General features: G+C 45.4%; 19 protein-coding genes. 3 read left to right on the plus strand and 16 right to left on the minus strand.

Annotated elements, in window-relative coordinates; genetic code table 11:
* Positions 1-139 precede the first annotated feature (139 nt).
* The 8 genes from GCWU000182_RS01215 to GCWU000182_RS01250 all read right to left on the minus strand — a co-directional run bounded on the left by GCWU000182_RS01215 (position 140) and on the right by GCWU000182_RS01250 (position 9,018).
* On the minus strand, positions 140-1,531 hold the full coding sequence (locus tag GCWU000182_RS01215) for an LCP family glycopolymer transferase (protein ID WP_023390907.1): 1,392 nt from the start codon (positions 1,529-1,531) through the stop codon (positions 140-142).
* Between the two features lie 13 nt (positions 1,532-1,544).
* The gene (locus GCWU000182_RS01220) at positions 1,545-2,489 is read right to left on the minus strand and encodes an LCP family protein (protein ID WP_035363858.1); all 945 of its coding nucleotides are present in this window, start codon (positions 2,487-2,489) and stop codon (positions 1,545-1,547) included.
* A gap of 14 nt (positions 2,490-2,503) precedes the next feature.
* Positions 2,504-3,532, minus strand: coding sequence for a UDP-glucose 4-epimerase GalE (galE, locus tag GCWU000182_RS01225; protein WP_023390909.1), 1,029 nt, complete (start codon positions 3,530-3,532; stop codon positions 2,504-2,506).
* 278 nt (positions 3,533-3,810) lie between these two features.
* Positions 3,811-4,683, minus strand: coding sequence for a UTP--glucose-1-phosphate uridylyltransferase GalU (galU, locus tag GCWU000182_RS01230; RefSeq protein WP_023390910.1), 873 nt, complete (start codon positions 4,681-4,683; stop codon positions 3,811-3,813).
* A 39-nt stretch (positions 4,684-4,722) separates the two neighbouring features.
* The gene (locus GCWU000182_RS01235) at positions 4,723-4,974 is read right to left on the minus strand and encodes a hypothetical protein (RefSeq protein WP_023390911.1); all 252 of its coding nucleotides are present in this window, start codon (positions 4,972-4,974) and stop codon (positions 4,723-4,725) included.
* Between the two features lie 19 nt (positions 4,975-4,993).
* Positions 4,994-6,235: an aminopeptidase gene (locus tag GCWU000182_RS01240; RefSeq protein WP_023390912.1), complete on the minus strand. Its 1,242-nt coding sequence runs from the start codon at positions 6,233-6,235 to the stop codon at positions 4,994-4,996.
* A 27-nt stretch (positions 6,236-6,262) separates the two neighbouring features.
* Positions 6,263-6,715 (minus strand): flavodoxin, encoded by a 453-nt coding sequence (locus GCWU000182_RS01245; protein WP_023390913.1) that lies wholly within the window; start codon positions 6,713-6,715, stop codon positions 6,263-6,265.
* Positions 6,716-6,912: 197 nt separating this feature from the next.
* Positions 6,913-9,018, minus strand: coding sequence for a peptidoglycan D,D-transpeptidase FtsI family protein (locus tag GCWU000182_RS01250; RefSeq protein WP_035363862.1), 2,106 nt, complete (start codon positions 9,016-9,018; stop codon positions 6,913-6,915).
* A 182-nt stretch (positions 9,019-9,200) separates the two neighbouring features.
* Between GCWU000182_RS01250 and GCWU000182_RS01255 the strand changes: the two genes are divergently transcribed.
* Positions 9,201-11,966 carry a YfhO family protein gene (locus GCWU000182_RS01255; protein WP_023390915.1) on the plus strand — a complete coding sequence of 922 codons (2,766 nt, stop codon included), beginning with the start codon at positions 9,201-9,203 and terminating at the stop codon, positions 11,964-11,966.
* Positions 11,967-12,051: 85 nt separating this feature from the next.
* Here the strand turns inward: GCWU000182_RS01255 and recA are convergent, their stop codons facing one another.
* From recA to GCWU000182_RS01270, 3 genes are all read right to left on the minus strand, one after another.
* Complete coding sequence (gene recA, locus GCWU000182_RS01260) at positions 12,052-13,098, minus strand: recombinase RecA (protein WP_023390916.1); 1,047 nt, start codon at positions 13,096-13,098, stop codon at positions 12,052-12,054.
* 96 nt (positions 13,099-13,194) lie between these two features.
* Complete coding sequence (locus GCWU000182_RS01265; RefSeq protein WP_051372909.1) at positions 13,195-14,349, minus strand: molybdopterin-binding protein; 1,155 nt, start codon at positions 14,347-14,349, stop codon at positions 13,195-13,197.
* A gap of 209 nt (positions 14,350-14,558) precedes the next feature.
* The gene (locus GCWU000182_RS01270; RefSeq protein WP_023390918.1) at positions 14,559-15,260 is read right to left on the minus strand and encodes a YwaF family protein; all 702 of its coding nucleotides are present in this window, start codon (positions 15,258-15,260) and stop codon (positions 14,559-14,561) included.
* Positions 15,261-15,463: 203 nt separating this feature from the next.
* Here GCWU000182_RS01270 and zwf point away from each other — a divergent pair, with 203 nt between their 5' ends.
* Positions 15,464-16,897, plus strand: a complete 1,434-nt coding sequence (gene zwf, locus GCWU000182_RS01275; RefSeq protein WP_035363864.1) for a glucose-6-phosphate dehydrogenase — start codon at positions 15,464-15,466, stop codon at positions 16,895-16,897.
* 199 nt (positions 16,898-17,096) lie between these two features.
* Positions 17,097-18,281, plus strand: a complete 1,185-nt coding sequence (locus GCWU000182_RS01280) for an IS256 family transposase (protein ID WP_023390920.1) — start codon at positions 17,097-17,099, stop codon at positions 18,279-18,281.
* A gap of 262 nt (positions 18,282-18,543) precedes the next feature.
* Here GCWU000182_RS01280 and GCWU000182_RS01285 read toward each other — a convergent pair whose 3' ends face one another.
* From GCWU000182_RS01285 to GCWU000182_RS01305, 5 genes are all read right to left on the minus strand, one after another.
* On the minus strand, positions 18,544-19,530 hold the full coding sequence (locus tag GCWU000182_RS01285) for a DHH family phosphoesterase (RefSeq protein ID WP_023390922.1): 987 nt from the start codon (positions 19,528-19,530) through the stop codon (positions 18,544-18,546).
* 30 nt (positions 19,531-19,560) lie between these two features.
* Complete coding sequence (locus GCWU000182_RS01290) at positions 19,561-20,871, minus strand: DRTGG domain-containing protein (protein WP_023390923.1); 1,311 nt, start codon at positions 20,869-20,871, stop codon at positions 19,561-19,563.
* An 81-nt stretch (positions 20,872-20,952) separates the two neighbouring features.
* On the minus strand, positions 20,953-22,074 hold the full coding sequence (gene dinB, locus GCWU000182_RS01295; RefSeq protein ID WP_084796471.1) for a DNA polymerase IV: 1,122 nt from the start codon (positions 22,072-22,074) through the stop codon (positions 20,953-20,955).
* A 130-nt stretch (positions 22,075-22,204) separates the two neighbouring features.
* Positions 22,205-23,053, minus strand: a complete 849-nt coding sequence (locus GCWU000182_RS01300) for an ABC transporter ATP-binding protein (RefSeq protein ID WP_023390925.1) — start codon at positions 23,051-23,053, stop codon at positions 22,205-22,207.
* Complete coding sequence (locus tag GCWU000182_RS01305) at positions 23,050-25,479, minus strand: hypothetical protein (protein ID WP_023390926.1); 2,430 nt, start codon at positions 25,477-25,479, stop codon at positions 23,050-23,052. Before GCWU000182_RS01305 ends, GCWU000182_RS01300 begins: the two co-directional genes overlap by 4 nt.
* Positions 25,480-25,799: the final 320 nt, after the last annotated feature.

The following is a 25,799-nucleotide window of genomic DNA, read 5'->3' on the forward strand; positions in this document are numbered from 1 at the left end:
CTTGACCCACCTCAAATCACTGCCATGGTTTTGGGGCTGATGAAGCAGCTACACTCTCTTAGACGTCTCACTCCTGAGTCGTCTTTTTTGTTTTCAAGAATAAGAAAAAGCCTCGTCATAGACGAGGCTTGAAAACTGTTTATTGGCCTGTACCTTGGATTCCCTGGCCGTTACCTGAGCCTTGCGCTGGTGGCGTTACCGGTTGGACCGGTTGCGTCGGTTGCGCTGGAGCGGTAGGTTGCTCGGTATTTTCTGAAGGAGCAACTGGCTGAACTGGATCTGGTTGAACCGGCTGTGGTACTACAGGCTCTTCATAATAATAATCAGTGGCTGGTGCTGCCGGTGTATAGTACTCGTTTTGCCGGAAGTTCTGCGCATTATCTTGCGTTTGGGATACTTGTTGCAGTTCTTCTGCTGTAAAACCAGTCGGATATTGATTGATAATCAATTTAGAAGTCTTGGACACCGTCGCAGTGGTCGTCCCCCCTGTATCCCCTAGAGGATCATGAAGTTGACTGGCGCTAATAGGTGTTAAGCCTGAATTCAAACGCAACTCATTGGCCACCTTAAGGCGGGAAGATAGAGGTGCATAGTAGTAGTAAATCTCATTCAAGATCAAATCTTCCAAATTTTCAAAGCGAATAGCGGTGATATTTTGGAGGGCTGGCGAGTATTTTTGATAGATATTAAGGGCCTGCTTGAGGTCTAAGTTAGTCTGAACATTCTTAGCCACAACTTCCAGTAATTGAGGGTAGTTGGCAATGGCGCCCACATTGGAGAGCTTATCAACCAAGGCCTTAATTACCAATTTTTGCCGGTTCTGACGCCCGGTCTCCCCTTCAGGATCATCATAGCGCATCCGAGCAAAGTTCATCGCATTCCAACCATCAACATGCTTGGTTTCACCTGCTACGAAGCTAGATTCTTGATAGGTAAAGGTAATTGGGCTCGTGACATCAATCCCACCTACAGCATCAATCAACTGTTCCAGACCTTGCATATTGACCACGGCATAGTAGTCAATTGGCACATTGAGGAAGTTTTGAACCGTATCAATGCTTAAGTCGACGCCACCGAAGGCAAAGGCATGGTTAATCTTATCTTGGCCATGACCTTGAATATCAGTATAGACGTCACGCGGGATGCTAAGCATCTTAGTGGTACGAGTCTTTGGATTGAGGGATAAGATAATCATGGAGTCAGAACGGCCCACATAACCCTTGCTAGTGTCACGTCCGCGACCATCATCGTCCGTCCCCAATAAAAGAATATTAATCGGATCGCCGGTCTCAATAGAGGCCTCTTTAGGCCGGATCTTCTTCACTTCTACACTCCCACCCTGACCAATCTCAGTCGAATTCTGACTGACTTGATTAGCAAGGTGGTTAATATCCCATAACATTTTGGTCGCATAGGCAGCACCTGCTAAGAGTACTAAGAAGAAGAAGACCAGAAACCAGCGACCTAGTCCCCATTTTTTCTTCTTAGAACCGTGCAGCTCGCTACGCGATTGTTTTACTTTATTAGTCATTCCATCACATTCCTTAATTATTTTCCAACTTCTCTTGTAACTGTTGGAGCAAGACATGCTGGCTATCAGCGTCTAGGTTGACAATTGACATCTGAGCTTCGGTCATATGACTGAAGTAACCTGCCCGGAATAAGTCCAGAAATTCATCAAAGGTCATATCTGTTCGGATGGCTTCTTGTAAAAGCGCCACTTCCTGATCTAAGCTTGGCACTTTCTGCCAATTAGCTAGTTGATTGATAAGTCCTTCTAAGACGTCCATTTGTCTTTGGCCTTGGCTGAGAGAGGTCTCATCCGTCTGACGAGCCAAATAAACATAGACTTCACGCCCTGTCAATTTCACCTCTTGGCCCTTGGCCAGGTGACGATTCTCCAAGACAAAATCTTGCTTAGGCACTAAGGTGACGCCACCTAATCGATCGATTAGAGGACGAAGCTTAGAAAACCTGACTTCTATTGTATAATCAATCGGCACATTAAGCAACTCATGTGTTGCTTTTTCAATTGATTGTAATGGTTTCATCATGAAAACTTGACCTAATTTACCTACCGGGAGGCTAGCCCCTTCTTTAAGGGCAGATTCACTTGGAATCTGTAGTCGGGTACCCTTTCCTTCGCCAACTTCTAGTAGACTAAGGCTGATCAGGCGCGTCTCCTCTGAGACTAAGCGCCCCGATTCATTATCATCTACCCCTAGCCATAAGAGGGTGAGCGGCTTTCGCTCCCGAATGCGCTCTGGCAAGCTCGATTCAGCATTCACTGGACTGCTTGTCAGTTCGACTAAGGGTTCATAGGCTGAGCCAATATTTCGCAAGACAAAACTTACATAGAAGAAACATGCTACTCCAATAACCATCAAGAAGAAGACAATCAGCACTAGTAGGCGACTCCGCCGATAGTTGCGATCGTCATATTCATAATAGGATGAAGGGATTGACCGTTTTGTACGTCTTTCTTTCAAAACAGTCCTCCACCTTAAGCTTGAGAGGACACATCATAACCCTGCGGATTTTCTTTCTGCCACTTCCAGGAATCTCGGCACATATCGACCAAGTTCCGTTGAGCATACCAACCCAAAAGTTGGTTAGCCCGGCTAGCATCAGAATAGCAGGCTGCCACATCGCCAGGGCGACGATCGACAATTTTATAGTTAACCTTAATGCCATTCGCTTCTTCGAAGGCCTTAACTAAGTCCAAGACACTATAGCCTTCGCCTGTTCCTAGATTATAGGTTTCGACCCCTTTTACCGTTAAGTTGCGGTCTAAGGCCTTGAGGTGACCTAGGGATAAGTCAACGACGTGGATGTAGTCGCGAACCCCAGTCCCATCATGCGTTGGGTAGTCATTCCCAAAGACACTCAAGGCAGGTAATTTCCCTACAGCAACCTGGGTAATATAAGGCATTAAGTTGTTTGGAATCCCTTGTGGGTCTTCCCCAATGCGACCGGAAGCATGGGCACCAATTGGGTTAAAGTAGCGCAAGATGGTAATGGACCAGTCTGGATCCGACACTGCCAAGTCACGGAAGATTTGCTCTTTCATGACCATGGTTGAACCGTATGGGCTGTTAGCCGTATGAGTCGGCATGTCTTCGGTTAAAGGTGATGGGTTATTAAGTCCATAGACAGTTGCCGAACTAGAGAAAACAATATGCTTCACCCCAAATTCATTCATGACTTCCACTAAGGCAATAGCACCTCCTACGTTATTGTGATAGTACTTGATTGGTTCCGCAACGGATTCTCCCACTGCCTTAAAGCCTGAGAAATGAATGACTGCTTGAATATCATTTTCCTTGAAGACTTGGCGCATGGCATCCTTGTCTAAGACATCTACTTGATAAAAAGCAAAGTCCTTACCTGAGATTTGGCGAATACGATTTAATACTTCTGGTTTAGAATTAGAAAAATTATCAACAATTACAACTTCATGGCCAGCAGCTAATAATTCCACGACGGTATGACTACCGATATAACCTGCTCCACCTGTTACGAGAATTGCCATAGGAACACCCCTATTACATATTTTTATTGAACAGTCTCATTATAGCACATTTTAGGGACAAGAGAGAGCCCCAAATCAGAATTTTATAGTTTTTTTAGATTTAGTTACCAGATAGTAACTATCTTATCTTTCAAGCTATGAAAGGGTTTGGAAGCAAGTTTAAAATGTTGTGATAATTATCCAGATATTTTTTTGCATCTCAGAACCTTCCCTTCTTCTTGCCACAGAGCAGACAGATTAAAAGAGGCTGAAAGCAAGCTTTCAACCTCTTGATCTAATTATTCTAAATTCTCAGCAATGTCTAAGAGATAGTCACGCAGACCTTCTTTGATTTCTGGGTGCTTAAGCCCATACTCGATACTCATTTCCAAGAAACCTAACTTATTACCAATGTCGTAGCGCTTGCCGTCAAATCGCTTAGCAAAGACTCTTTGGGTCTTGTTGAGGGTATCAATGGCATCGGTCAACTGAATTTCGCCACCTGCGCCTGGCGCTTGGTTTTCTAAGATGTCAAAAATCTCAGGCGTCAACAAGTAGCGCCCAATAATGGCTAGGTCACTTGGGGCATCCTCTGGTTTAGGCTTTTCTACAAAGTATTCAACATTGTAGATGCCATCTTCTAGCTCGCGCTCAGGTGCAATAATCCCATACTTAGACGTCTCTTCATGAGGTACTTCCATGACTGCAATGTTAGAGGCATGTGTCTTCTCATAGACATCAATCAATTGCTTAGTTAGGGGCTCCTGACCCTGCATAATGTCATCCCCTAGCATGACCACAAAGGGCTCATTGCCTACAAAGGCTTTGGCTTGCAGAATGGCATGCCCCAAGCCCTTAGGATAAGATTGGCGAACGAAGAAAAGGTTGACATTGGTTGGCTTAACCAATTCCAGCAAATCATCCTTACCTTGCTTACGTAGGTGTTCTTCCAATTCAATGTTAGAGTCAAAGTGGTCTTCAATAGGGCGTTTGCTCTTACCAGTGACAATCAGGATATCTTCAATCCCTGCTTCAATGGCTTCTTCCACAATAAATTGAATGGTTGGTTTATCCACAATCGGTAACATTTCCTTAGCCATGGCCTTAGTAGCTGGTAGGAAGCGTGTCCCATAACCTGCAGCAGGAATGACTGCTTTCTTAACTTTTACCATTTCCCTTGCTCCTTTTCATGAAGTTTGATGGCCTATGGCCTATTCTGATGGTACTTCAATGGAGAGGCTAGCCTCTACTTGTTCTAGACGTGACTCCATTTCTTCTATACGACTATTGAGACTTTCAATTTCAGCCGTTTTCTTCTTCATCGGCAATTGAAAGAGTTGATTGAAGGCGTAGATGGCTACAAAGAGGAAAGCCACTAGGCCTAGCATATAGACCCAACCACTACGGGTTAGGCGCCGATTAATCTTACGGCTAAGGTCTTGGCTTGCATCGTGTGTCGGCATCTTCTACATCCTCTCTAGCTTAGTAGGCCCATTCGCCCTTGCGGAAGATAGGAACACGTGTCCCATCTGCCTTGATTCCGTCAATATCCATATGTTCATTCCCAATCATGAAGTCAACATGGACAATCGAACGGTTGAGACCGGCTTGCGCCAACTCTTCTTGGCTCATGTCAGTCCCGCCTTGAACTGAAGTCGCATAGGCTTGCCCAATTGCTAAGTGGTTGGAGGCATTTTCGTCGAAGAGGGTATTGAAGAAGGTAATACCTGATTGAGAAATAGGTGTTTTGTGGGCAACTAGGGCAACTTCCCCTAGGCCACGCGCCCCTTCATTTTCTTCTACTAGGCGTTTGAGGGTTTCTTCGCCTTTTTCAGCTGACACTTCCACAATTTGGCCGTCCTTGAAGGTAAATTTCATGCCTTCGATGACTGTCCCACCGTAAGCCAATGGCTTAGAGCTCGAAACATAGCCTTCAGCGCGACGGAAATCAGGTGCTGTGAAGACTTCTTCAGTTGGCATGTTAGCAATGAAGATTTCACCTTTACGGTTAAGTGAGCCCGCACTTTCCCAGACATGGTTCTTAGGTAAGCCCAAGACTAAGTCAGTCCCTGGCCCAGTATAGTGAAGAGCATCAAATTGTGTATCGTTTAAGAACTTAGCTTTTTGATCTAAAGTTTCAACGTGTTGATCCCAAGCTGCGATTGGATCGTCAGCATAGATACGGTTAGCTTTAAAGATGGCTTCCCATAAGGCATCTACTTGCTCTTGACTTGAGCCCAAGTCAGGAAAGACGACTGCCGCCCAAGCTGGTGCAGCCCCTGCCGCTACCAACCAACTCACTTCATTGGCTTGGATGGCGGTTGACACATGGGCAATAGCTGAACGCAAGGCACGTTGTGACGCACTAATTTTCTGAGCGTCTAAGCCAGATAGGTTGTTAGGGTCAGTTGAGCGTAAGGCAAGGCGCTTAGCACGTTTTTCCAAAAAGTATTCTGCCTTAGCTACAGCATAGTCAGGTACCTCGCACAAGGTTTCTGTGCTTTCATGTTCGTACTTGAGGCGAGTCAAGGTGTCATCTGAGAAGTCTACGGCAACATGGGCTGCCCCTGCTTCATAGGCCTGCTTGACCAAGAGGTGGGTCAATTGGATTTGGTTCACATCGGTATTGATGTGGACATAATCCCCAGTCCCTACGTTCAAGCCCTTTTTAATTAATAGATGGGCATATTTGGCTAATAATTCATCAAAATTCGCTAAAGTCATAAGTTTCTCCTTGTATCTATCTTAATCTTAATTGTCAGCTAAAGCGTCGGCTAAATCCTGTGCCAAACGTTCTAATTCAGTTACGGCCTCGTCTTCTGGGTAGAGGTTGACCTTGACGCTGGCACCAGCTTGGCGAGCCCCTGTCTTCTTGAATTGTTCCTCTAGGGTATCCACTGCCCCACAGAAGACTTCATAGAACTCATCCCCAGAGCCGAAGACCCCAAAGACCTTACCTGATAAATCGAGTTGTCCTAAGTCTTCAGAAAAATCTAACATTTCATCAGGCAAGACACCGTCTACGCCATAGGTATAGGCTCCCGCGATACAGCAGTCATAGTCTTCAAAGTCTGCTGCCTCGGCCTGCATGACATCATGCAGGGTGACCTCAACCCCGTGTCCTTCTAGGGCTTCTGCCAGAATATCTGCACAGGCTTCAGTGTTTCCGGTCAAGCTTGCATAAATAATTAATGCTTGTGGCAACTAACCCGCCTCCTTCATCTCAATACTACTCTTTTATTATAACAAAGTTAGGCACAAAAATATACGCCGGCACTCATTTTTTATAGAGCTTACATAAATAGTTAACAAGTAGACACCTAATTTTGGTCTCTTACGAGTAAACTACTAGTAGCTAAAGTCCAAAAAGGGACTGGAACTTAGGTTCCAGCCCCTCACACTTATGGTTGGTTTGGCTTGTAGCTTTCAATCGTTGAGCGTGTAGCTTCTCTCGTTTCAAAATAAGCATTCATGACATCTCGGGCAATTCGGGTGGAATCACGACCGGTTGCATCTGCTGGGAGATATGGTAAGACCACGCTGACCGCAATCTCAGGCTTATCATAAGGCGCATAACCGATATAAGTGGCGTTAACCACTGGATTATTGGCCGCGTATTGAATTGGTCCAGCATAGAAGGCTTCGGCCGTCCCTGTCTTAGAACCGACTTTAATTGGGTAGTCTAAGAAGAGGTAATGGGCTGTCCCGTCCGTGGTATGAGAAACTTGATACATCCCCTCATGAATCCGATCCATGACTGCTTTTTCCACAGGCACTACGTTCATAACCTTAGGTTCGATTGTCGTTTCGACCCCACCTAAGTGGCCGTTGGCATCTGTATTGCGAATTTCTTTAACCAAACGTGGCGCATAACGGACTCCACCGTTGGCAAGGACACTGGCATATTGAACTAATTGTAGTGGCGTATATAAGTCGAACTGTCCGTAAGACAAGTCCAAGATGTTAACCAATTGTTCTGACTCCGGTAGGTAACCCACAGACTCACTCGGGATATCAATCCCTGTCTTAGTCCCTAAACCAAACTCGGCGAAGTATTCACGCATGGTATCCAAGGTCTTAGGATCAATGTCCAACTTACCGTCCTTAGTATACTCATTTTGCCCCCCCATTTTCATGGCTGTCTTAATCATGTAGATGTTGGAAGACTTTTGCAAGGCTTCAATATCATTAATATTGACTTGTCCATAACGGTTGAAGACAGAACTCTTTTCTGCAGAGGCTTGGAACTTCATGGGTTCATCCAAGATAGTATTATTATTTAGGCTGAGTGCACCTGACATGTAACCCATGGCTACCATGGCTGGCTTAACCGAAGACCCCATCCCGTAGGAAGTATTCAAGGTCCCCAAGGTATCATCTTCGATGGTATCATAATCATAAGAGTCGGTCGCTTGATTATATTTGAAACGTTTACCCACTAGGGCTAAAACATCCCCATTGTTAGGATTCACAACTGCGATGTAGACCCGGTCATTTAAGCCCCGGTTTTCAATTTTCTTAAGCGAGCTTTCGGCAATCTCTTCCAGTTTTTTCTGGAAATCGATGTCCATGGTCATGACCAGGTTATCACCCTTAGATCCTTCATAGACCTTTTGCTTGGCTAAGACATCATCAGAAGAGTCGGTTACAATCTTAGATACCGACTTGGCACCATGTAAGACATCTTCATACTGTTGCTCCAGGTAACTAATCCCTACCCGGTCGTTCATGGCATAACCACGCGCCAAGTACATAGGAGCCAGTTCACTTGGTAAACCTCTTTGTTCAGAGGAGACTTGTCCCAGAATAGAACGCATCATTTCGCCTTGCGGATAGACCCGTTGCCAGTCAGTCCCAACTTGAATGCCTGGTAACTCACCCAAATGTTCACTAACCCGTGCAACCTCATCAGGCGTCACATTTTTATTCTTAACAGTTACGGTTGACAGCGAGAAGGCACTGTTCATACGTTTGAAGAGGGCAATAATTTTAAGTTCAGACTCCGAGTATTGAATATCGTCTTCTGTCACGGCCCCCAATTGCGCTTCATAGGCTTCAGAACCCGCTAATTTTCGTTGTTCAGCCGTCAAACGCCCATTGATTGTATCCGGATTGGTCACTAAGAAGTAATCCTTGCGGTCCCGCTCCGTCACTTCTTGAGTTGGTACATCAACTAAGGAGGCTAGGCGTCGAGCTACCGCAATAATATCCTTGGCTTGAACTTTAGAATCACTGTCACGGGTATAAAGAATAGCCCGTTCAGGCTGGTTACCGACCAGGATTTTCCCATTACTGTCGTAAATCATCCCCCGTGGCACAGAACCTGTCGAGGTTGTCGACTCGGTCCGTTCAACCATTCGTTTAAACATCTGTCCATTATAGAGTTGGATATAGCCCAGTCTTATGAAGAGGGCCGCAAAACATAAAAAGGATATCATTAATAGTAGGTTCAAACGAAAGGGAATATGGGATTTATTCTTTGGTTTCTTTAACTTATAACGTGGCATTTCAGCTCTCCATTCCCTTCTTAACATTTTAAGCTCTTCTATTATACCAAAAGAATCCAGCAAAAGATAATAGTTCATCGTAAATCCATAAAAAAAGCTAAAAATCTAGTTGTTTAGAGGATGCTATTAGGCTTAAAATTTGGTAGAATAAGTGGGAATGCAATAAATCATTGGAGGTATATATGAACCAGCACGTGAACCAGCGCGCGTTGCAACGCTTCGTACGCTACAAACCATATCTATTAAACCTGGGCTTAACCACACTCATTCTACTTGGTTTGGCCCTTTTCAAAGGATTTGCGCCTTTTGGCTCCAATTCCATGCTAACTATCGACTTGGGCCAACAGTACATCGACTTCTTCAGTCTCTTCCGGCAGACTCTGACTCAGACGCCAGAGCAATTCCTCTACAGTTTCCAAAAAGGCTATGGGGGGGAAATGATTGGGGTTTGGGCTTATTATCTTATGAGTCCCTTTAACCTAGTCTTGCTCCTCTTCGATGAGCAACATCTAGCTGTCGGCGTCACCCTCTTGACCTATCTCAAATTAGCCGGAGCCAGCCTGACCTTTTTCTACTTTGCTCGCAAGAAATATCAGACTAATACCGTTATGGGCAGTCTCTTCGCTAATGCCTATGCCTTAATGAGCTATACCTTTACCTATATGCTCAACATCATGTGGTTCGACGTCTTAGTCTTCCTGCCACTGATTGCCCTAGGTCTAGACCGCATCATGACTCAACGTCGCAGCAAGCTCTATGTCATCATGTTGGCCGTCAGTCTAATTTCCAACTACTACATCGGCTTTATGATGTGTATCTTCCTAGCCTTCTATGCCGGCTATGTCATCTTCGAGAAGTTCCCTAAGGTGACCATTAAATCCTTTATCAAACACTATAGTGACTTCGTCATCCAGTCCCTGATGGGGGCTGCCATTAGTGCCATGATGTTGATTCCCACCTTCATGTCCTTGCTCAGCAGTAAAGCAACCCACACCAAGACCGACTGGAACTGGGATGTAGCCCATAATCTAGAGGCTATTGGTTCCAAACTTTTCCTTGGCTCCTTCGTTTTCGACGAGATTAAGAAAGGTTCGCCAAACCTCTATTCTTCTATCTTAGTCAGTCTCTTCGTAGTCTACTACTTCTTCATCCGCAAGATTCGTTGGCAAGAAAAAATCGCGGCCATCGTGGTCTTGATTCCCTTCTATCTAGGTTTCCACTTCAAGATTTTTGACCGTTTATGGCATGGTGGCCAGTTCCCAATCTGGTACCACTTCCGCTTCTCCTTCTTGACCACCTTCTTCCTCATCATTTTGGCCCTCAAAGCCTTCCAAAATCGCCGTCAGACCTTGGCCTACTGGCAAAGTATCCTGATGATTGTCGGTGTCACGGTCTACACCTACTATTATTATGGGCGTATGGCCGATTACAAGTTTCTCAAACTCAGCGCTATCAATATCGACTTTAATAACCTAGGGACAACCAAGATTGAAGCCAACCTACTCTTAAGCTTGATTTTTGCCCTCTTGATTATTCTAGTATTGCACTTCGAATTTCTGATGCCTAAACTCATGCAAGTAGCCTTACTAGCGGTTGTGGCCTGCGAGATTTTCACCAATGGTGCCTTAATTCTACAAGAGCTCAGTTACGTTCAACTTTCTAAGTTTAATGACTATGTTTCGATTTTAGACCAGTCTCTTACAGGCCTGCGAAACCCATCGGATGACTTCTACCGAATTCATACCACCTACCAACGTTCTAAGAATGAGGCCATGTACACCCATTTCAATGGGATGAACCACTTTGGCTCTACCATTGATGCTAATGCTCCTAAACTCTTTGGTTATTTGGGGCTTCCTCAGACATCTGGGGTTGTAGAGTATACTAACGGGACCCTCTTCACTGATGACTTCTTCAATATCCGCTATCTCTTGGACCCTTCCAAAGATACGGCAGCCAATACCTTGCCTGATCAGTATAAACTTTATCAAGTGGCGACTGATTTGGATATTCAAGCCTACCCAACCATTGATAGTCAACCGCGTTATGTGGTGCATGAGAATACTGAACGTCTGGGCTTGGGGATTGAAGTTTCAAAGCAATTGACCTTCCTATCTGATCCTTTGGTTAACCATCAACCTATTCAGAACCAAGAATACCTCCTCAGCCTCGTGGACTATAAGGGTAACGGCAAGCCATACTTTACTGAGCATGAGCTTAAGGAAGAATCGCCTGTCAATGTCACCATCACCAACCGCGGTGACGGGGATTATATGACCTATTCACGTAATAGCGAAGCAAATGACAGTGATCCGACCAAGCCAAAACTACCTCACTACTTCAGCTTCCGCTTCAATACGACTAGCGAAAATCCTTACTACTTCACCCTTCCTAGTCAATACGATGGTGAGAAGACCAAGCTAGACCTTAACAGCGAAGCCTACCACTTCTACGGGACTTTCTCCTTCCGACAAATCACGAACGCATCCTACAAAAAAATTCAGGATAATCAAGAACTCAAGGTTCGTCTTGAAAAGCCAGAATTAAAAGCTAACCTACCAAAACTTTATGAGTTTGATAAGGCCCGCTATGATGCTATGATTGCTAGCAAGCAAGACCATCTCTTCAAAGTAACAAGCTTCAAACACAACAAAATTACCGGTACTATCAATACGGAACAAGAAGAAGGCTATCTGCTCTTCACCATTCCTTATGACAAGCACTGGCGCATTACAGATAATGGCCAACCTGTCCAAGGCATCTCAGTCTTAAATGACACCCTACTGGCTATTCCAATTAAGAAGGGCGACCACACCATTACCCTTCACTACTTCCCAATGCCAGTATGGATTGGCTTAGGGATCAGTCTCTTAGGTATGGCTGCCTTCGTCTTAGACCAGACTTGGCTCAAGAAATACCGTAAGCCATTGGAAAATGCTAGCGCCTAACTAAAAAAAGTCCGCCAGATGGCGGACTTTTTCTTTGTCTTTGAAAAAATGTGGCTGGAAGAATTCCAGCCACATACTTTTTATCTTATTCTTGGAAAAGTCCACCTAAAGCCACTTGATCTTCTTCATTAGTCTCAGGTGCTTCACCAATCTTATAATGAGCCCGAACACGAGCTTCGATTTCTGCTTGTACTTCTGGGTTATCCAAGAGGTATTGTTTGGCAGCTTCACGACCCTGCCCAATACGCGCTTCACCGTAAGAGTACCAAGAGCCAGCCTTATTAACAATATCCAAATCAGCTGCCATATCGACTAGCTCACCCACCTTAGAAATCCCTTTACCGTAGACAATATCTACTAGGGCTTCCTTGAATGGTGGCGCTACCTTGTTCTTAACAACCTTGATTTTTGCACGGCTACCAATCACATCACTACCGTTCTTAATCAACTCAGCCTTACGCACTTCTAAACGAACGGTCGAGTAGAATTTGAGGGCACGTCCACCTGGTGTTGTCTCAGGGTTCCCGAACATAATCCCTACTTTTTCACGCAATTGGTTGATGAAGAAGCAGATGGTTTTGGTCTTGTTGACATTACCGGATAATTTACGAAGCGCTTGGGACATGAGGCGGGCTTGTAAGCCAACATGGGCATCCCCCATCTCCCCATCAATTTCAGCGCGTGGTACCAAGGCTGCAACCGAGTCAATGACAATGATATCAACCGCCCCTGATGTTACCAAGGCATCGGCGATAGCCAAGCCTTGTTCACCTGTATCTGGTTGGGATAAGAGCAACTCATCAATGTTAACCCCTAAAGCGGCAGCATAATCTGGATCCAAGGCATGCTCAGCATCAATGAAGGCAGCCAAGCCCCCTTGTTTTTGTACTTCGGCAATGGCATGGAGAGCCACAGTAGTCTTACCAGAAGACTCTGGACCATAACATTCAATAATTCGACCTCGTGGATAGCCACCTACCCCTAAGGCAATATCTAAAGCCAGGGAACCTGACGGAATGGTCGAAATTTTGGTGTCGACTTTTTCACCCAGACGCATGATGGAACCCTTACCAAAGCTTTTTTCAATATCTTTTAGGGCCTTATCTAGGGCTTTTTTGCGGTCTTCATTCATTCTTTAACATCTCCTCTTTCTGAACTCTTCTATAGTTTACCTAAAATCTCAACAAAAAGCAAGCAAAACAAGAACATTTGTTCTGATTCTTTTATTTTAGCTCAAATGCTTATGTAAGAGGCTTAAAGCTTCATAGACGACAATGCTAGCCTGAACCTGGTAAGGTCGCTGGCCTAGGTAGACTGGTCGCTCTAGGCGTTGGCCTGACGGTGTAACTAAAATCAGCATTGCCTGATCTTGATCTTGCTGATAGTTGACTAAGCAGAAAGTGTCTTGTGCTAAGTCTTGACTTAGAGAGGCTAAGCTAGTTTCTAGGTTTGCTACTGTCACTTCTTGAATATAGCCTCTCTGGTAAACAGCCGCCTCAGAATCTTGTTGGCGTAGGCGACTTGCTAGCTGACCATAGGTAAAGCCTTCTAGACTTACTAATCGCTGACCTCCTTCTGCCATTTTACCTAAGACATAGCCCGCGAAATCAAAGTCTTCCCCCTGCCCCATATAATAATCGCCAGCCAGGGCAATAAGCTCCTGAGCCAAGGCCTGATTAAGGGCATGAGCGCCTTGAGAGGTCGCAGCATTGGCCGTTAAGCGCACTGCGATATGGCGTGGCTTGGCATAGAGACCTAGGGTAGGATTGCTTTGCTCTGCAATTGGTTGGGCCAAAATTTGGGCTAGTTTGGATTCCCCAATACCAAAGAAATTAAGATAGAGCGACTCCATGGCCTCTTGCTTGCCTAGCTGTTTAGCTAAATCTGGTAGGACCTCTTGCTTGAGCATTTGATTCATTTCAAAGGGCGGGCCCGGCAAGAGAATGTAGGTCACCCCTTCATGTTGGTAGACAGAACCACATGCTAAGCCATAGGCATTCCACAAGGCCTTGCCCCCTTTCAAAGTAAGAACCTGCAGCAAGTCAATTGGTGCACATTCCCGCCCCTCATGAGCTAAATGCTGGTTTAACTTAGCCAGTTGGCGCGGATCCTCTTCCAAGGTCGTCCCAACAAAGGCCGCCACTACTTGCTTGGTAATATCATCATGCGTAGGGCCCAGACCACCGGTTAAAATGACCAAGTCTGAACGCGAATGCGCTAGTGCTAAGGCTTGGGTCATACGTTCCCAGTTGTCTCCTACTGTCTGCTGATAGTAGGTACCAATACCAATAGCTAATAATTGCTTAGCAATATCACTCGCATTACTGTTGACCACATAACCCATCAAAAGTTCTGTTCCGACTGAAATAAGTTCTGCCTTCATCATACCCCTCCTTATATATATAGACCAAAAGCCTAGCTGTCGCATTTTTTTTGCAGGCCTTTTTCACTTCTTTTATTATAGCCTATCCCTGAAGCCTTAGGCTAGTAGGATTGCTTAAAGTTTAAGGCTTTATACATATTTTATAAGTCATCCAATCAACCACTTCTAAAGCCATATAAAAAGCACCTAGCTAACTAGGTGCTTGAAACTTAGTTTTCAAGATGAATTTCCTGAGGTCTTAAGGCTTGTTTGGCCTTCCAGTTGGCCACTAAGAAGTCTGCTACAAGTAGGGCCGCAATTAGGACCAGGCTGACTGCCAAATAAATCACCCAGAGTGGGCTACCCGTTATAAAAGGTGGTTCACTGAGCAAGCCATAATTGCCACCTGTCAGTATATTAACCAGAACTAAACCGGCATTAATCGCCAAAGTGATAACTGCCAATTGCCAGCGCTTGAGTAGATTAGGTTGATAATTTTTGAAGAGGTAGATAAGGGCATTGACCCACAAGGCGTAGTGTCCCACTAAGAAAGAAAAGCTGGTAACATGCGGGAAATCATAGGGGTCGAAAACCGGATAGACCAAGGCAAAGAAGGCACCACTAGCCCCGAGTAAAGCGAAATATTGCTTGAAACGCGATTTACCTGGCCATAGAACCAAGGCAAACATGGCCAAACGACAATGATAAAGTGGCAAACTATTTGAGATAGGTAGGGAATAAACCACATACCAGGTGTAGAGAACCGTCAACTGAATAATTTGCATAATGCGGAAGGTCTTAACATAGGCAGGATCGCGATATTTTCGTAAGGTTGTCCAACCGAGTACGACCAAAAGTCCGACAATGATCAAGAACCAACCCAAGGAAATGGCAGGCGGCGCGGACTGAGTAGTTGTCAAAAAATCTTTCATAGGCGAAAGGCCTCCTTATAACATGATATTGCTCATCATATAATGTCACAGGTCTCTGAGCCATGTGTTCCTTTATTATACCCAGTCCACCCTTTTCTCGCAAGAGGAACTTAGGACTAAAAAAATTGCTTGATCTAAGCACCTACATTGTCTAATCTGCGCTTGATAGGTTATAATACAAGTGAATGAATTGGAGGTATCCCATGAAAGAACAACCTATCCTTTTAACCCTCTTTGGGGCAACGGGTGACTTGGCTTTCCGCAAGCTCTACCCTGCTATTTACCAACTCTATCGCAGTGGCCGTCTATCTCAGAATTTTGCTCTGATTGGGACTGCCCGTCGTCCATGGTCTGATGAACATTTTCGTCAAGTCATTGTAGACAGTGTGGGTGCTCAGGCACTTAGCCCTGATCACGTTCAGGAATTCGCCTCCCACTTCTATTACCTCTCCCACGATGTTCAAAATACTGAACACTATGATCAACTCAAAGATTTGGCAGACCGACTTGATGCTACTTACCAAACCCAAGGTAACCGCCTCTTCTATCTGTCCATGTCGCCTACCTTCTTCCCAATTATTGCCGAGCACATTAAATCACAAGGTCTTTTGGGATTAGGCTTTAACCGCCTCATTATCGAAAAACCATTTGGACACGACCTAGCTTCTGCCCAAGAATTGCAAGACAAACTCAATGTGGCCTTCGATGAATCGCAAATCTACCGCATTGACCACTATCTGGGTAAAGAACTAGTCCAAGCCCTCTACCACTTGCGTTTCCACAACCAACTTTTCCGTCATACCTGGAATAAGGATCATATTGCCAGCATCCAAATTTCCCTACCTGAAATGGTGGGGGTGGAAGAACGAGCAGGCTATTACGACCACTCTGGCGCTAGCCGTGACATGGTTCAAAACCACATACTCCAACTGCTCGCCCTGCTGACCATGGCAGAACCTGCCTCCAACAAAACAGCAGATATTCAGTCAGCAAAATATCGTAGCCTAGCCAACCTACATCACTATGCTGACGCCCAAGAATGCCAAGCAAGTGTAGTTCGTGGCCAATACAGCGCTCAAGGCGACCTCAAGGGCTATCTAGAAGAAGAAGGTGTCGATCCTGCTTCACGGACTGAGACCTATTTTGCAGCCAAAGTGACACTAGACTTACCAGAATGGGAAGGCGTTCCTTTCTATCTGCGGACCGGCAAGCGTCTCAATCAGAAGGCAACCATGGTGGATGTCCTCTATCGTCCAACCCAAGAAGGCCTTGAAGGCGACCATCTCCGCATTGAAATTGCCCCTGACCTGGGCTACACGCTCTGGCTCAACACCAAAGCCATCGGCTACAGCCAAGATAGCCACCGCGTACCACTCAGCTTCCGCTACAATTCAGAAGAATTGGCAGAAAGTCCAGATGACTACGCCCGCTTAATTTTCGAAGCTAGCCAAGGCGATCGCGAACATTTTACTCAATGGTGTGAAGTAGCTGCAGCCTGGAAATTCTTAGATAATATTCAAGCCTATTGGACTGCCGATACTGAGACACCACTTGCCCAGTATCTAGCTGGCAGTCATGGCCCTCAAGAAGCCGATGACCTCTTATCCCGTGATGGCTTCGAATGGCTCCTTAAATAAGATAAAAAAGAGTTTAGGACTTGAGCCTAAACTCTTTTTTTTGCTATTTTTGAACCAGTGGTCCACTCTGCCGAGTGGGCCACTAGCTCTGGATATTTGTGACTTTTTGGATTAAGTCCCTATAATTGTGTAAAAAGAAAAAGCCAGGTAATCTCTGGTACAATGTAGTTGTCCGAAAACATTGAAAGAGGAGATTACCATGACTTACCTTAATATTAACCTAAAACTTGAAGAATTAACAGAGGCAGTTTTAAACAGTGACATGAACACACTCATGAAGTCGCTGGCGATTACCGTCTTCAATGCCTACATGGAAGAAGAACGCCACCAGTTTATCCAGGCCGCACCTCATGAACGCTCCGACCAGCGCCAAGACTATCGCAACGGCTACTATGAACGTCAATGGACGCTCTCCATCGGCACCCTCAAATTACAAGTCCCACGCACGCGCTCTGGCGAGTTCAAAACCGAGCTCTTTGAACGCTATCAGCGCAACGAACAGGCCTTCCTGCTCTCCATGATGGAGATGGTGGTCAATGGGGTCTCGACACGCAAAGTCACTAAAATCGTACAAGAACTGTGTGGCGAGACGGTCTCCAAGTCCTTTGTGTCCGATGTAATGAAGCGGTTGGATCCTGAGATTGAAGCCTTCAAAAATCGGACCTTGACCCACAGCCACTTCCGCTATCTCTACCTCGATGCCCTTTACATTAAGGTGCGTGAAGAGGGTCGTGTGGTATCCAAGGCAGTCTACCTTGCCCAAGGCGTTAACGAGGCCAACAAGCGTGAAATCATCGGCTTTTGGGTGTCAGAAGAAGAAAGCAAAGAGGCTTGGCTGACCTTCCTTCAGTCCCTGCGAGCCCGTGGTTTGAGCCAGCCTACCCTGATTATTTCAGACGCTCACTCCGGACTCAGAGCCGCTATCCAGCACTGTTTTGTCGGGGTGCCTTGGCAACGTTGCGTCTTTCATTTCTTGTCCAACATTGTCGAGACCATCCCCAGAAAAGGAAGTCTAGAAGCACGCGCTAAGTTGAAGGCCATATTCCAGGCGCCCACCGCTGAACATGCACGGCGGCTCAAGGAAGCTTTTGAGGCTTCTGTCGCGGATAATCCTCGCTATCAGAAGGCCTTAAAGGTTTTAGATGAGGGCTTTGAAGATGCCGTTCAGTTTATGATGGAGCCTGAGATTTACCATCCCAATTTACGGACTACCAATTCTGTCGAACGTTTGAATCGTGAAATCAGACGGCGGGATAAGGTCATTGGCGTCTATCCTAATGTCGCTTCTGCTGAGCGATTAATTGGCGCCATCCTCATTGATCTAAACGATGCTTGGCAGGCCAATGCGCGCCCCTTCCTGGTCAACTTCACCAAACGCAAATAAGCTATAGGACAGCCTACATATTTTTACACAGGATTTTGGACTTGACTACTTTTTGAGGGAATTCAGCCACTTTCTTGGCGCGCCAGTGGTCCACTCCGCCGAGTGGACCACTGGCTCCGGACATTTGTGGCTTTTTGAGGGAATTCAGCCACTTTCTTGACGCGCCAGTGGTCCACTCTGTCGAGTGGACCACTAGCTCCTACTTTCCAGACACAAAAAACCCATTATATCATATATGATATAATGGGTTTTCTTCACCATGTTAAGCTTCTTGCTCAATCTCTTGGCGATATGCTAGAACGGCTTGCGCTAACTCTTCCACAATAGCTTGACGCTCAGCTAAACTATGGGCATTAGCACCACTAGCCATAGGATGGCCACCTCCATCGTGATTGGCTGCTATGCCGTTAATAACAGGCCCTTTGGAACGAATACGGCAACGATAGTGGTCACCATTGCCTTCTTGTTGAACGAAGATGACCCAAGACAGGACGCCTTCGATACGCCCCGGCAAGGTCACCGCAATCTGGGTTTGCTCTTCACTAATACCAAAAGTCTTAATGTCTTCTTGGCTAATGGTCACCCAAGCGACACCAGCTTCATTAATGGACATGGTCTCAAAGATATGTCCTTGGAATTTGGCTTCTTCAAAACTCAATCGCATAAAGCGGTCACTAATCTCAAAGGATGAAAAGTCATATTGCTTGAGCCATGCGGCAACTTCCAAGGTCCGTGAAGTGGTTGACTCATATAGGAAGCGAGCCGTATCAGACACCATACCAGTATAGAGCAGGCGCGCAGCTTGATCCTGCATAGGTAGCTGGTCCCCTAGATGACGACTGATTTCGGCAATGATTTCGCAGGTGGAACTGGCAATCGGATGGACAATTTGAAGTTGCCCGTAGTCATCAACCGGCGGATGGTGGTCAATTTTAACCAAAGTCGCCCCCTTGTAATAATGATCGCCGTCAATCCGGGGTTGGTTGGCCGTATCACAGACAATAACCAGCGCGCCTTGGTAGTCGGCGGCTGACACCTTGTCCATGGCGCCAATCCACTTGAGCCCTTGGGTCGTCGTGCCCGCCGCTAAGACGCGTTTGTCAGGGAAAGTGGATTCAATCAGAGACTTGAGTCCTAATTGGGAACCGATGGCATCCGGATCAGGTCTCACATGGCGGTGAATGATAATGGTTTGGGTTGCTTGAATTAATTGGAGGAGTGCTTGCGCCTCGTGATGTTCAATATACATAGTAGTTTTCTACTTCCTTACTCGCTAAACTTAATTGCGTTCAATCATTTGGCTGGTAATAATGGCCTTGGCCACCAGGCTATTTTCGTGGAAAACATCCACCTGGGTCAGGGCCGCCCGACGGTTGTGGTTGAAGACATGGCCCTTAAATTGAATTTCATTACCGATTTGAATGAGGTTGAAATAATGAAGGTCGATCTTCTCGATGACACTGTTGAGATGGGTCAACTCAAAGACCTTGCGATCCGTCACTTGGGCAATCAGCTCCGTCAGAACCCCATAGGAAATAGTCCCGAAGTTGCCAATCATTTGAGGTTGTACGAAGGCTTGGAAATCATAGTCCGTCACTTCACTGGCAACTTCTAACTGGGCCGTAATGTCTTCTTCAAAAGTATGCACCATTTGGGGTTGCTGTTGAACCACTTGAATGGCCTTGGAGACTTCTTCGCGCGTCACCACCCCAAGCAGTTGGAGGTTATCTTCTACCACCGGAATCATCTCGATATCCTGCCAGATCATCTTGTGCGAGACACTGGCCACCGACATATGTGTCTTGACAGTCACCGGATTCTTGGTCATGACCCGCTCCAACTGAATGGATTCTTGCTTACCTTGGACATCCTTAGCAGCCACAACCCCAATCAGACGTTGGTTATAGCAGACAGGAAAACGTTCCTGTCCCGTTTCTTCCATCAAGCGATTGAAGTCAGCTACCGAATCACTTGGCGCTAGAAGTGGCACCTGGGATAATGGTGTGTAGATATCCCGAATGGTCATGATTTCCTTCTTAATCATCTGATCCGCCATGGACCGGTTGATGATGGTCGCTACCGTGAAGGTATCGAAGGTAGTGGAAATCACCGGCAAATTGCGTTCATTGGCCAAACTAATGACTTGATCACTCGCCTTGAAGCCCCCGGTAATGAGCACCGCAACGCCCTTTTCCAAGGCAAAGAGTTGGACGTCTTCCCGGTTCCCCACAATAATTAGGGAATCGTCGGTAAAGTAACGCTCCATGGCATCCTTGGTCATGGCCCCGATGATGAATTTAGACAGGTGTTGGGTCAGCCCTTGGCTGCCGCCTTGGACTTCCCCTTCAATAATTTGCACCACTTCACCAAAGGTTAACATTTCCGGCGAATATTTTTGCTTCTTCTCAATGCGAATGGTCCCAACCCGCTCAATGGTCGAGACAATCCCTAGTACTTCGGCGTCCTTAATGGCCCGGTAGGCCGTCCCTTCACTCATCTTGAGATGCTTGGCAATCCCTCGAACCGAGATTTTATCCCCGATGGGGAGGGATTCAATGTATTGGATAATCAAATCATGCTTGGTTGCCATATCGTCACCTTCTCTTTAGACACAAAAATAACTGTTATACTTCATATTATAACAGTTATTTTAAAAAGTAACAGACCTGTTTTACATTTTTTCAAAAGATAATTGCGTATGGACCTTATCCAACTGAATCAGCCCTGCCGTTGAGACACCTAGCAGTCGGACAGACTTATGCAGATGCCCATGAAGCTCCCAGAGCTCCTGCACCGCCTGGCTAATCACCTCCACATCTTGGCTAGGAGAACCCAAGGATAGTTGACGCGTTAAGGTCTCGAAATCGTCATAGCGAATCTTAAGCGTCACAGTCTGGGCATGGAAATTCTTGGCTTTTAAGATTTCCACCACCCGCTTGGTCAGCTGGGTTAAGGCATCTAGAACTCCCTCTTCTTCCGCCAGAAACTGAATGAAGGTAGTTTCCTTACCAATAGACTTGCGCTCACGATGGGGCTGGACCGGCGCATCATGGACCCCGCGCACCTTGTAGTAGAGGGATTTACCCATTTTCCCAAAATGTTCAATCAGGTCTTCTAATTCAATTGCTCGCAAATCCGCCCCTGTCATAATCCCCCTCTGGTGAAAATAAGGTACTGACTGCCGCCCCACCCCATAGAACTTATCAATGGGTAGGTCATCTAAAAATTCCAAGGCTTGGTCAGGTGTCACCACCGTAATGCCAAAGGGCTTGCGGTAGTCAGAGGCGATTTTGGCCAGGAACTTGTTATAGGACACCCCGATTGAACAGGTCAGATTGAGTTCTGCCTTAATCTGAGCTTGAATGCGCTGGGCTAAGTGGGTCGCACTTTGAATGCCTAGCTTATTATGGGTCACATCCAGATAGGCCTCATCTAGGGACATGGGCTCAATCAAATCCGTGTACTGGGCAAAAATCGTCCGAATCTGCTGAGACACTTCCTGATAGTGGGACCAATCGCCTGCAATAAAGACCGCATGGGGACAGCGTTTGAAGGCCTCAGCAGCTGTCATGGCCGAATGAATACCATATTCGCGCGCCTTATAGTTGCAAGTAGAGACGATGCCCCGACCACCGGTTAACTTAGGATGCTTGGCAATCACAATAGGTTTATAAGCAATCGCTGGATTATCCCGCGCCTCGACATTGGCATAGAAGGCATCCATATCCACATGCAGTATCTTACGCGATGTGTCCGGCACCGGATCCTTAAACTCTAAAATCCCATAGCGCATGATGCCCCTCCTCTCCCCTGTCATACTTCTCCTCTAGTATACGAAAATTTGTTCGTGTTTTCAAGTAGTGAGCTTGCCCCAGATAGCAATAAAAGGCAAGTAGCTAGATAGCTTGCTTGCCTTTTTATCATCATTTCACTTGGAAAAGTTCACGGTAGACCTGTTCACTGCCAAACTGGCGAGGCTCCACTCCTATCAGAGTCAATCCCGCTCGTTCCAAACCAACTAAAGCTTGGCTCAGTTGAGAGGCAGATACAAGAAAGCTATGATCCGATAAGCGACGAATCCAATCATCGGCTAACTTTTCTTGAACAGTTACCACATAGTCACTCGTTTCACTTTGGGCCAAAGTGCGTTCAATAATTTGGCCTTCTTTGACGAATAGAATTCGACGAGTCATTCGGTCGATTTCGTCAAGATTATGCGAAGAAATCAATACCGTCATTCCCTCTTCGCGATTAAGTTGCATCACTAACTCACGAATCCGAATCAGGCTAGTAGGATCTAAGCCATTGTAAGGTTCATCCAGAAAGAGTACTTGTGGCCGGTGGAGAATAGCACAGGCAAAGAGCAAGTGTTGTTTCATTCCCAAGGAATAAGTCCCCACCGCTTGATCTAAATACCCTATCATTCCTACTCTTTCAGCCGTTTCAATAATGCTCTCTTTGGAGAATCCCTGGGCTAAGGCTATATACTGAAGGTGGTCGTAGCCCGTTAGCTGTGGATAGAGAACACTATTATCTTGCATGAACCCAATCTTACGATATAGGGCTTTGCCTGCTGGCATGTAAAGCCCAGCTACCTTTACTTGTCCCTCCGAATATGGCAATAAGCCCGTTAAGGCTGACAGTAAAGTCGTTTTACCTGCACCATTAGGTCCCACTAAGCCTACTACTTCCCCTGTCTCAATTTGAAAATTGACTTGCTTCAAAATCGCCTTACTGCCATAGGCAAGGCTCAGATTTTTCACTTCAATCATATACGGTCACGTCCTTTCAGAGTAGAGTGCAAGCACATATTCAAAAACAAACCTGTAAGACCACAGACTACTAGGCCCGTCCAATGAGTCAAAAGACCTTGACCTAAAGAAACAGAGAGGCGTCCGTCCAATACCGGGGCTAAATCCAAATAACGGAAGGGACTCATAGCCTGTGCCAGACTCGGCAATAAGAGAGTTGCCCCATAACCAACACCTAAGATTCCAGCGACTAAACTAATATAGATTGCAGTCGACTTAATCCATCTAGCCACAAAATGGCAAAGGCTATTAATAAAGTAAGTCACTGCAACTAACAGCAAGAAAGCCTCTAGATAGTAATACCAACTAGGCAATATCTCAAAAAATTGATGGGTACTTGGTACACGCAAGCGCTGACCAATCAAACCTCCCCACTGTTGGCCATCTACTAAATATCTGACCTGAGGCAACTGAATATGACCTAAACCTGCAATTAAACTACCAGCCAAGGCAAGTAAGATAACTGACCCTAGCATTAGCAGAAACACCTGTTGAAAGCTTATGCGTCTACGCAACTTAACGAGATACTTCCATGCTAGAGGCAAGGTTGCCTGGAATCGCCAGCGTCCGGTTTCTTTATCTAGCACAGTAGGCGCAACTAAAAAGATTACTAAAATAACCCAGAGTCCTAAATAGAGACGGTCTTCAAATAAGTTACCGACTATTCCTAGTGCAGTATAAGATTTCATAGGCTTGCTTACACGCGCTAGATAGGATTCAAAGACTGCTATATCAATCGAAAGTGGTGGCTGGTCCTCACCACTTCTTGGTGATTGCTCATAATTTGGAATATAGAGCGTCCAATATGGACCACCAGGTAGCTGAAAATCAATCCCATAATTTCGTTTCCACTCAGCTAACTGATAATTGATGTAAGCATTCGGCATAAAAATCCAGTCACGGATTGGTAATAGAGTTCTATCACCTTTACCTTGTAGGAAGTCGACATCCTGCTTCAGTTCATCATATTCCATTTCCGTGGCCAACTTGGTTTTCCCTTGTTTAAGCTCCTCAACAAGAACTTCTTGGCGTTGAAAACTTGCTAGCGCTGACTGATAGAGTTCTTCCGTTGGATAAGCCTGACGATAATCACTCAGATTAATCTTAAGCAACTCAGATTTTTGCGCAATGTTAGCTGCTTGTAATTGGTGGTACTGAATCCCCTGTGAAACCCCATAATAGAGAAAAAAGGCCAAGATACACAAGCAAATTTGCCACCAAAGGTGACCTCTTAATAGCTTCAGCCATTCAAAACTTGTTTGGAAACGGCTAGAAGATAAGTCATAACGGCGACGTGCTCGACCACGTTTAAGTACTGCATAGGATAGGGTTACTATCAGCCGCCAGACACCAAGTAAGAGACCAAAAAGAATAAGCACTGTATACAAAATTTCTAGGCTTGACTGGTGTAATACAAAACCATAAATATCCCAGTAACTAAAAATAGAATAAAAAGGATAGAAATCAAAGAGGCGACTAAACTCAGCTAATAAAGTAACCGACACACCTAGACCTAGCCAAACTAATAAAAGCTCCTGTACCCATCGATTAATAAGTAGCAATATAAGCCAGAAAAGAATTACCAGCCCTAACCAGAATAGAAAGAGAGCCAAGATTCCTTGCCACAGTGGCCAACCAGGTGCCATAGGATAATGAAGTAAAGCAGTAAGGGGAAGTTGGTCAAAAAGAACATGATAGATAGCCCACCCAACTGCTATCGACAAACCATAGCCTAATCCCAGGCACAAGAATACACCTAAGCGTCGGCTTAGCAAGCGACTATAGGGTATAGGTAAGGTTTTAAGAAAAGCCTGCTGATTAGCGAAGAAATCTCTTAGGAGTGGAAGCCCTACCAAATATGAGAACAACAAAAGTAGTGGAATCCCCAATAAATAAGGAGAGAGTTGTGTCATTAGATAACCGGATTCTCGCGTTGTCTTGACATCCAAGCGACCGATTTGGTAATTAACTTGCCATTCGATAACAGGTAATTCCGCTTCTATCTGTTGACGCGAGATACTTAATAATTCCTTACCCTGATTATTGAGGGTCAATAAAGTCCGCCATATAGAGAGCTTGTCCTGGTTCACTCGATCCCATTCTTCATAATAGGCCGCCACACTGTAATCAAAACGTGTCTTTTCTGCTTCCTTCAAGCTAACTAAAAGGGGATTATCCTCTGGTACCCCCTGCCTTTGCATAGTGGAAATGGACCAGTTCAAATCTGAAGCCAAACGATTGGCCTGTTGACGCTCTTGATGTCCTAAGTCATGACTAACCTGTCCACGATATAGTCCTAGTCCTAGCATGGTCACAAGTGGCAAGATTAAGAGTAAGTAGACAAAGCGATGATTCTTGATAAAGTGCCTAAGCTCTAGTTTGAACATTTTGCGACCTCCTCAATGCTAAAATAGGTCTAGATTAAAAAAACATTAAATATTAGTTAGATTGTACTCTATTCCTTCCATACTTTCAAGGTAATTTTATCCCAATTGAATAAAATCTATTGCCTACTAAGCCAATGTTCGTAATTGAAGTATTTATTAGAATAGCTCATACCCCAAATGCTTCTATTTTTGAATACCTCTACTTATTCTCCTTAAGCCAGTCTTTAATCCTATTGCACACTTGATTCCTTATTAGCTAATCTACAGTTTTCTATAAAATAGATTAATTGCTTTTCCTAGTCATCTTTACTTTAGCAACG

The organism is Abiotrophia defectiva ATCC 49176 (assembly GCF_000160075.2).
Lineage (GTDB): Bacteria > Bacillota > Bacilli > Lactobacillales > Aerococcaceae > Abiotrophia > Abiotrophia defectiva.

Coding starts and splice junctions, on each gene's coding strand:
- GCWU000182_RS01265 (WP_051372909.1), bottom strand. CDS start 14,349: ATGAAGGCAGAACTTATTTCAGTCGGAACAGAACTTTTGATGGGTTAT.
- galU (WP_023390910.1), bottom strand. CDS start 4,683: ATGGTAAAAGTTAAGAAAGCAGTCATTCCTGCTGCAGGTTATGGGACA.
- GCWU000182_RS01285 (WP_023390922.1), bottom strand. CDS start 19,530: ATGTATATTGAACATCACGAGGCGCAAGCACTCCTCCAATTAATTCAA.
- GCWU000182_RS01300 (WP_023390925.1), bottom strand. CDS start 23,053: ATGATTGAAGTGAAAAATCTGAGCCTTGCCTATGGCAGTAAGGCGATT.
- recA (WP_023390916.1), bottom strand. CDS start 13,098: ATGAATGAAGACCGCAAAAAAGCCCTAGATAAGGCCCTAAAAGATATT.
- GCWU000182_RS01270 (WP_023390918.1), bottom strand. CDS start 15,260: ATGAAAGATTTTTTGACAACTACTCAGTCCGCGCCGCCTGCCATTTCC.
- GCWU000182_RS01280 (WP_023390920.1), top strand. CDS start 17,097: ATGACTTACCTTAATATTAACCTAAAACTTGAAGAATTAACAGAGGCA.
- GCWU000182_RS01290 (WP_023390923.1), bottom strand. CDS start 20,871: ATGGCAACCAAGCATGATTTGATTATCCAATACATTGAATCCCTCCCC.
- galE (WP_023390909.1), bottom strand. CDS start 3,532: ATGGCAATTCTCGTAACAGGTGGAGCAGGTTATATCGGTAGTCATACC.
- dinB (WP_084796471.1), bottom strand. CDS start 22,074: ATGCGCTATGGGATTTTAGAGTTTAAGGATCCGGTGCCGGACACATCG.
- GCWU000182_RS01250 (WP_035363862.1), bottom strand. CDS start 9,018: ATGCCACGTTATAAGTTAAAGAAACCAAAGAATAAATCCCATATTCCC.
- GCWU000182_RS01255 (WP_023390915.1), top strand. CDS start 9,201: ATGAACCAGCACGTGAACCAGCGCGCGTTGCAACGCTTCGTACGCTAC.
- GCWU000182_RS01215 (WP_023390907.1), bottom strand. CDS start 1,531: ATGACTAATAAAGTAAAACAATCGCGTAGCGAGCTGCACGGTTCTAAG.
- GCWU000182_RS01240 (WP_023390912.1), bottom strand. CDS start 6,235: ATGACTTTAGCGAATTTTGATGAATTATTAGCCAAATATGCCCATCTA.
- zwf (WP_035363864.1), top strand. CDS start 15,464: ATGAAAGAACAACCTATCCTTTTAACCCTCTTTGGGGCAACGGGTGAC.
- GCWU000182_RS01235 (WP_023390911.1), bottom strand. CDS start 4,974: ATGCCGACACACGATGCAAGCCAAGACCTTAGCCGTAAGATTAATCGG.
- GCWU000182_RS01305 (WP_023390926.1), bottom strand. CDS start 25,479: ATGTTCAAACTAGAGCTTAGGCACTTTATCAAGAATCATCGCTTTGTC.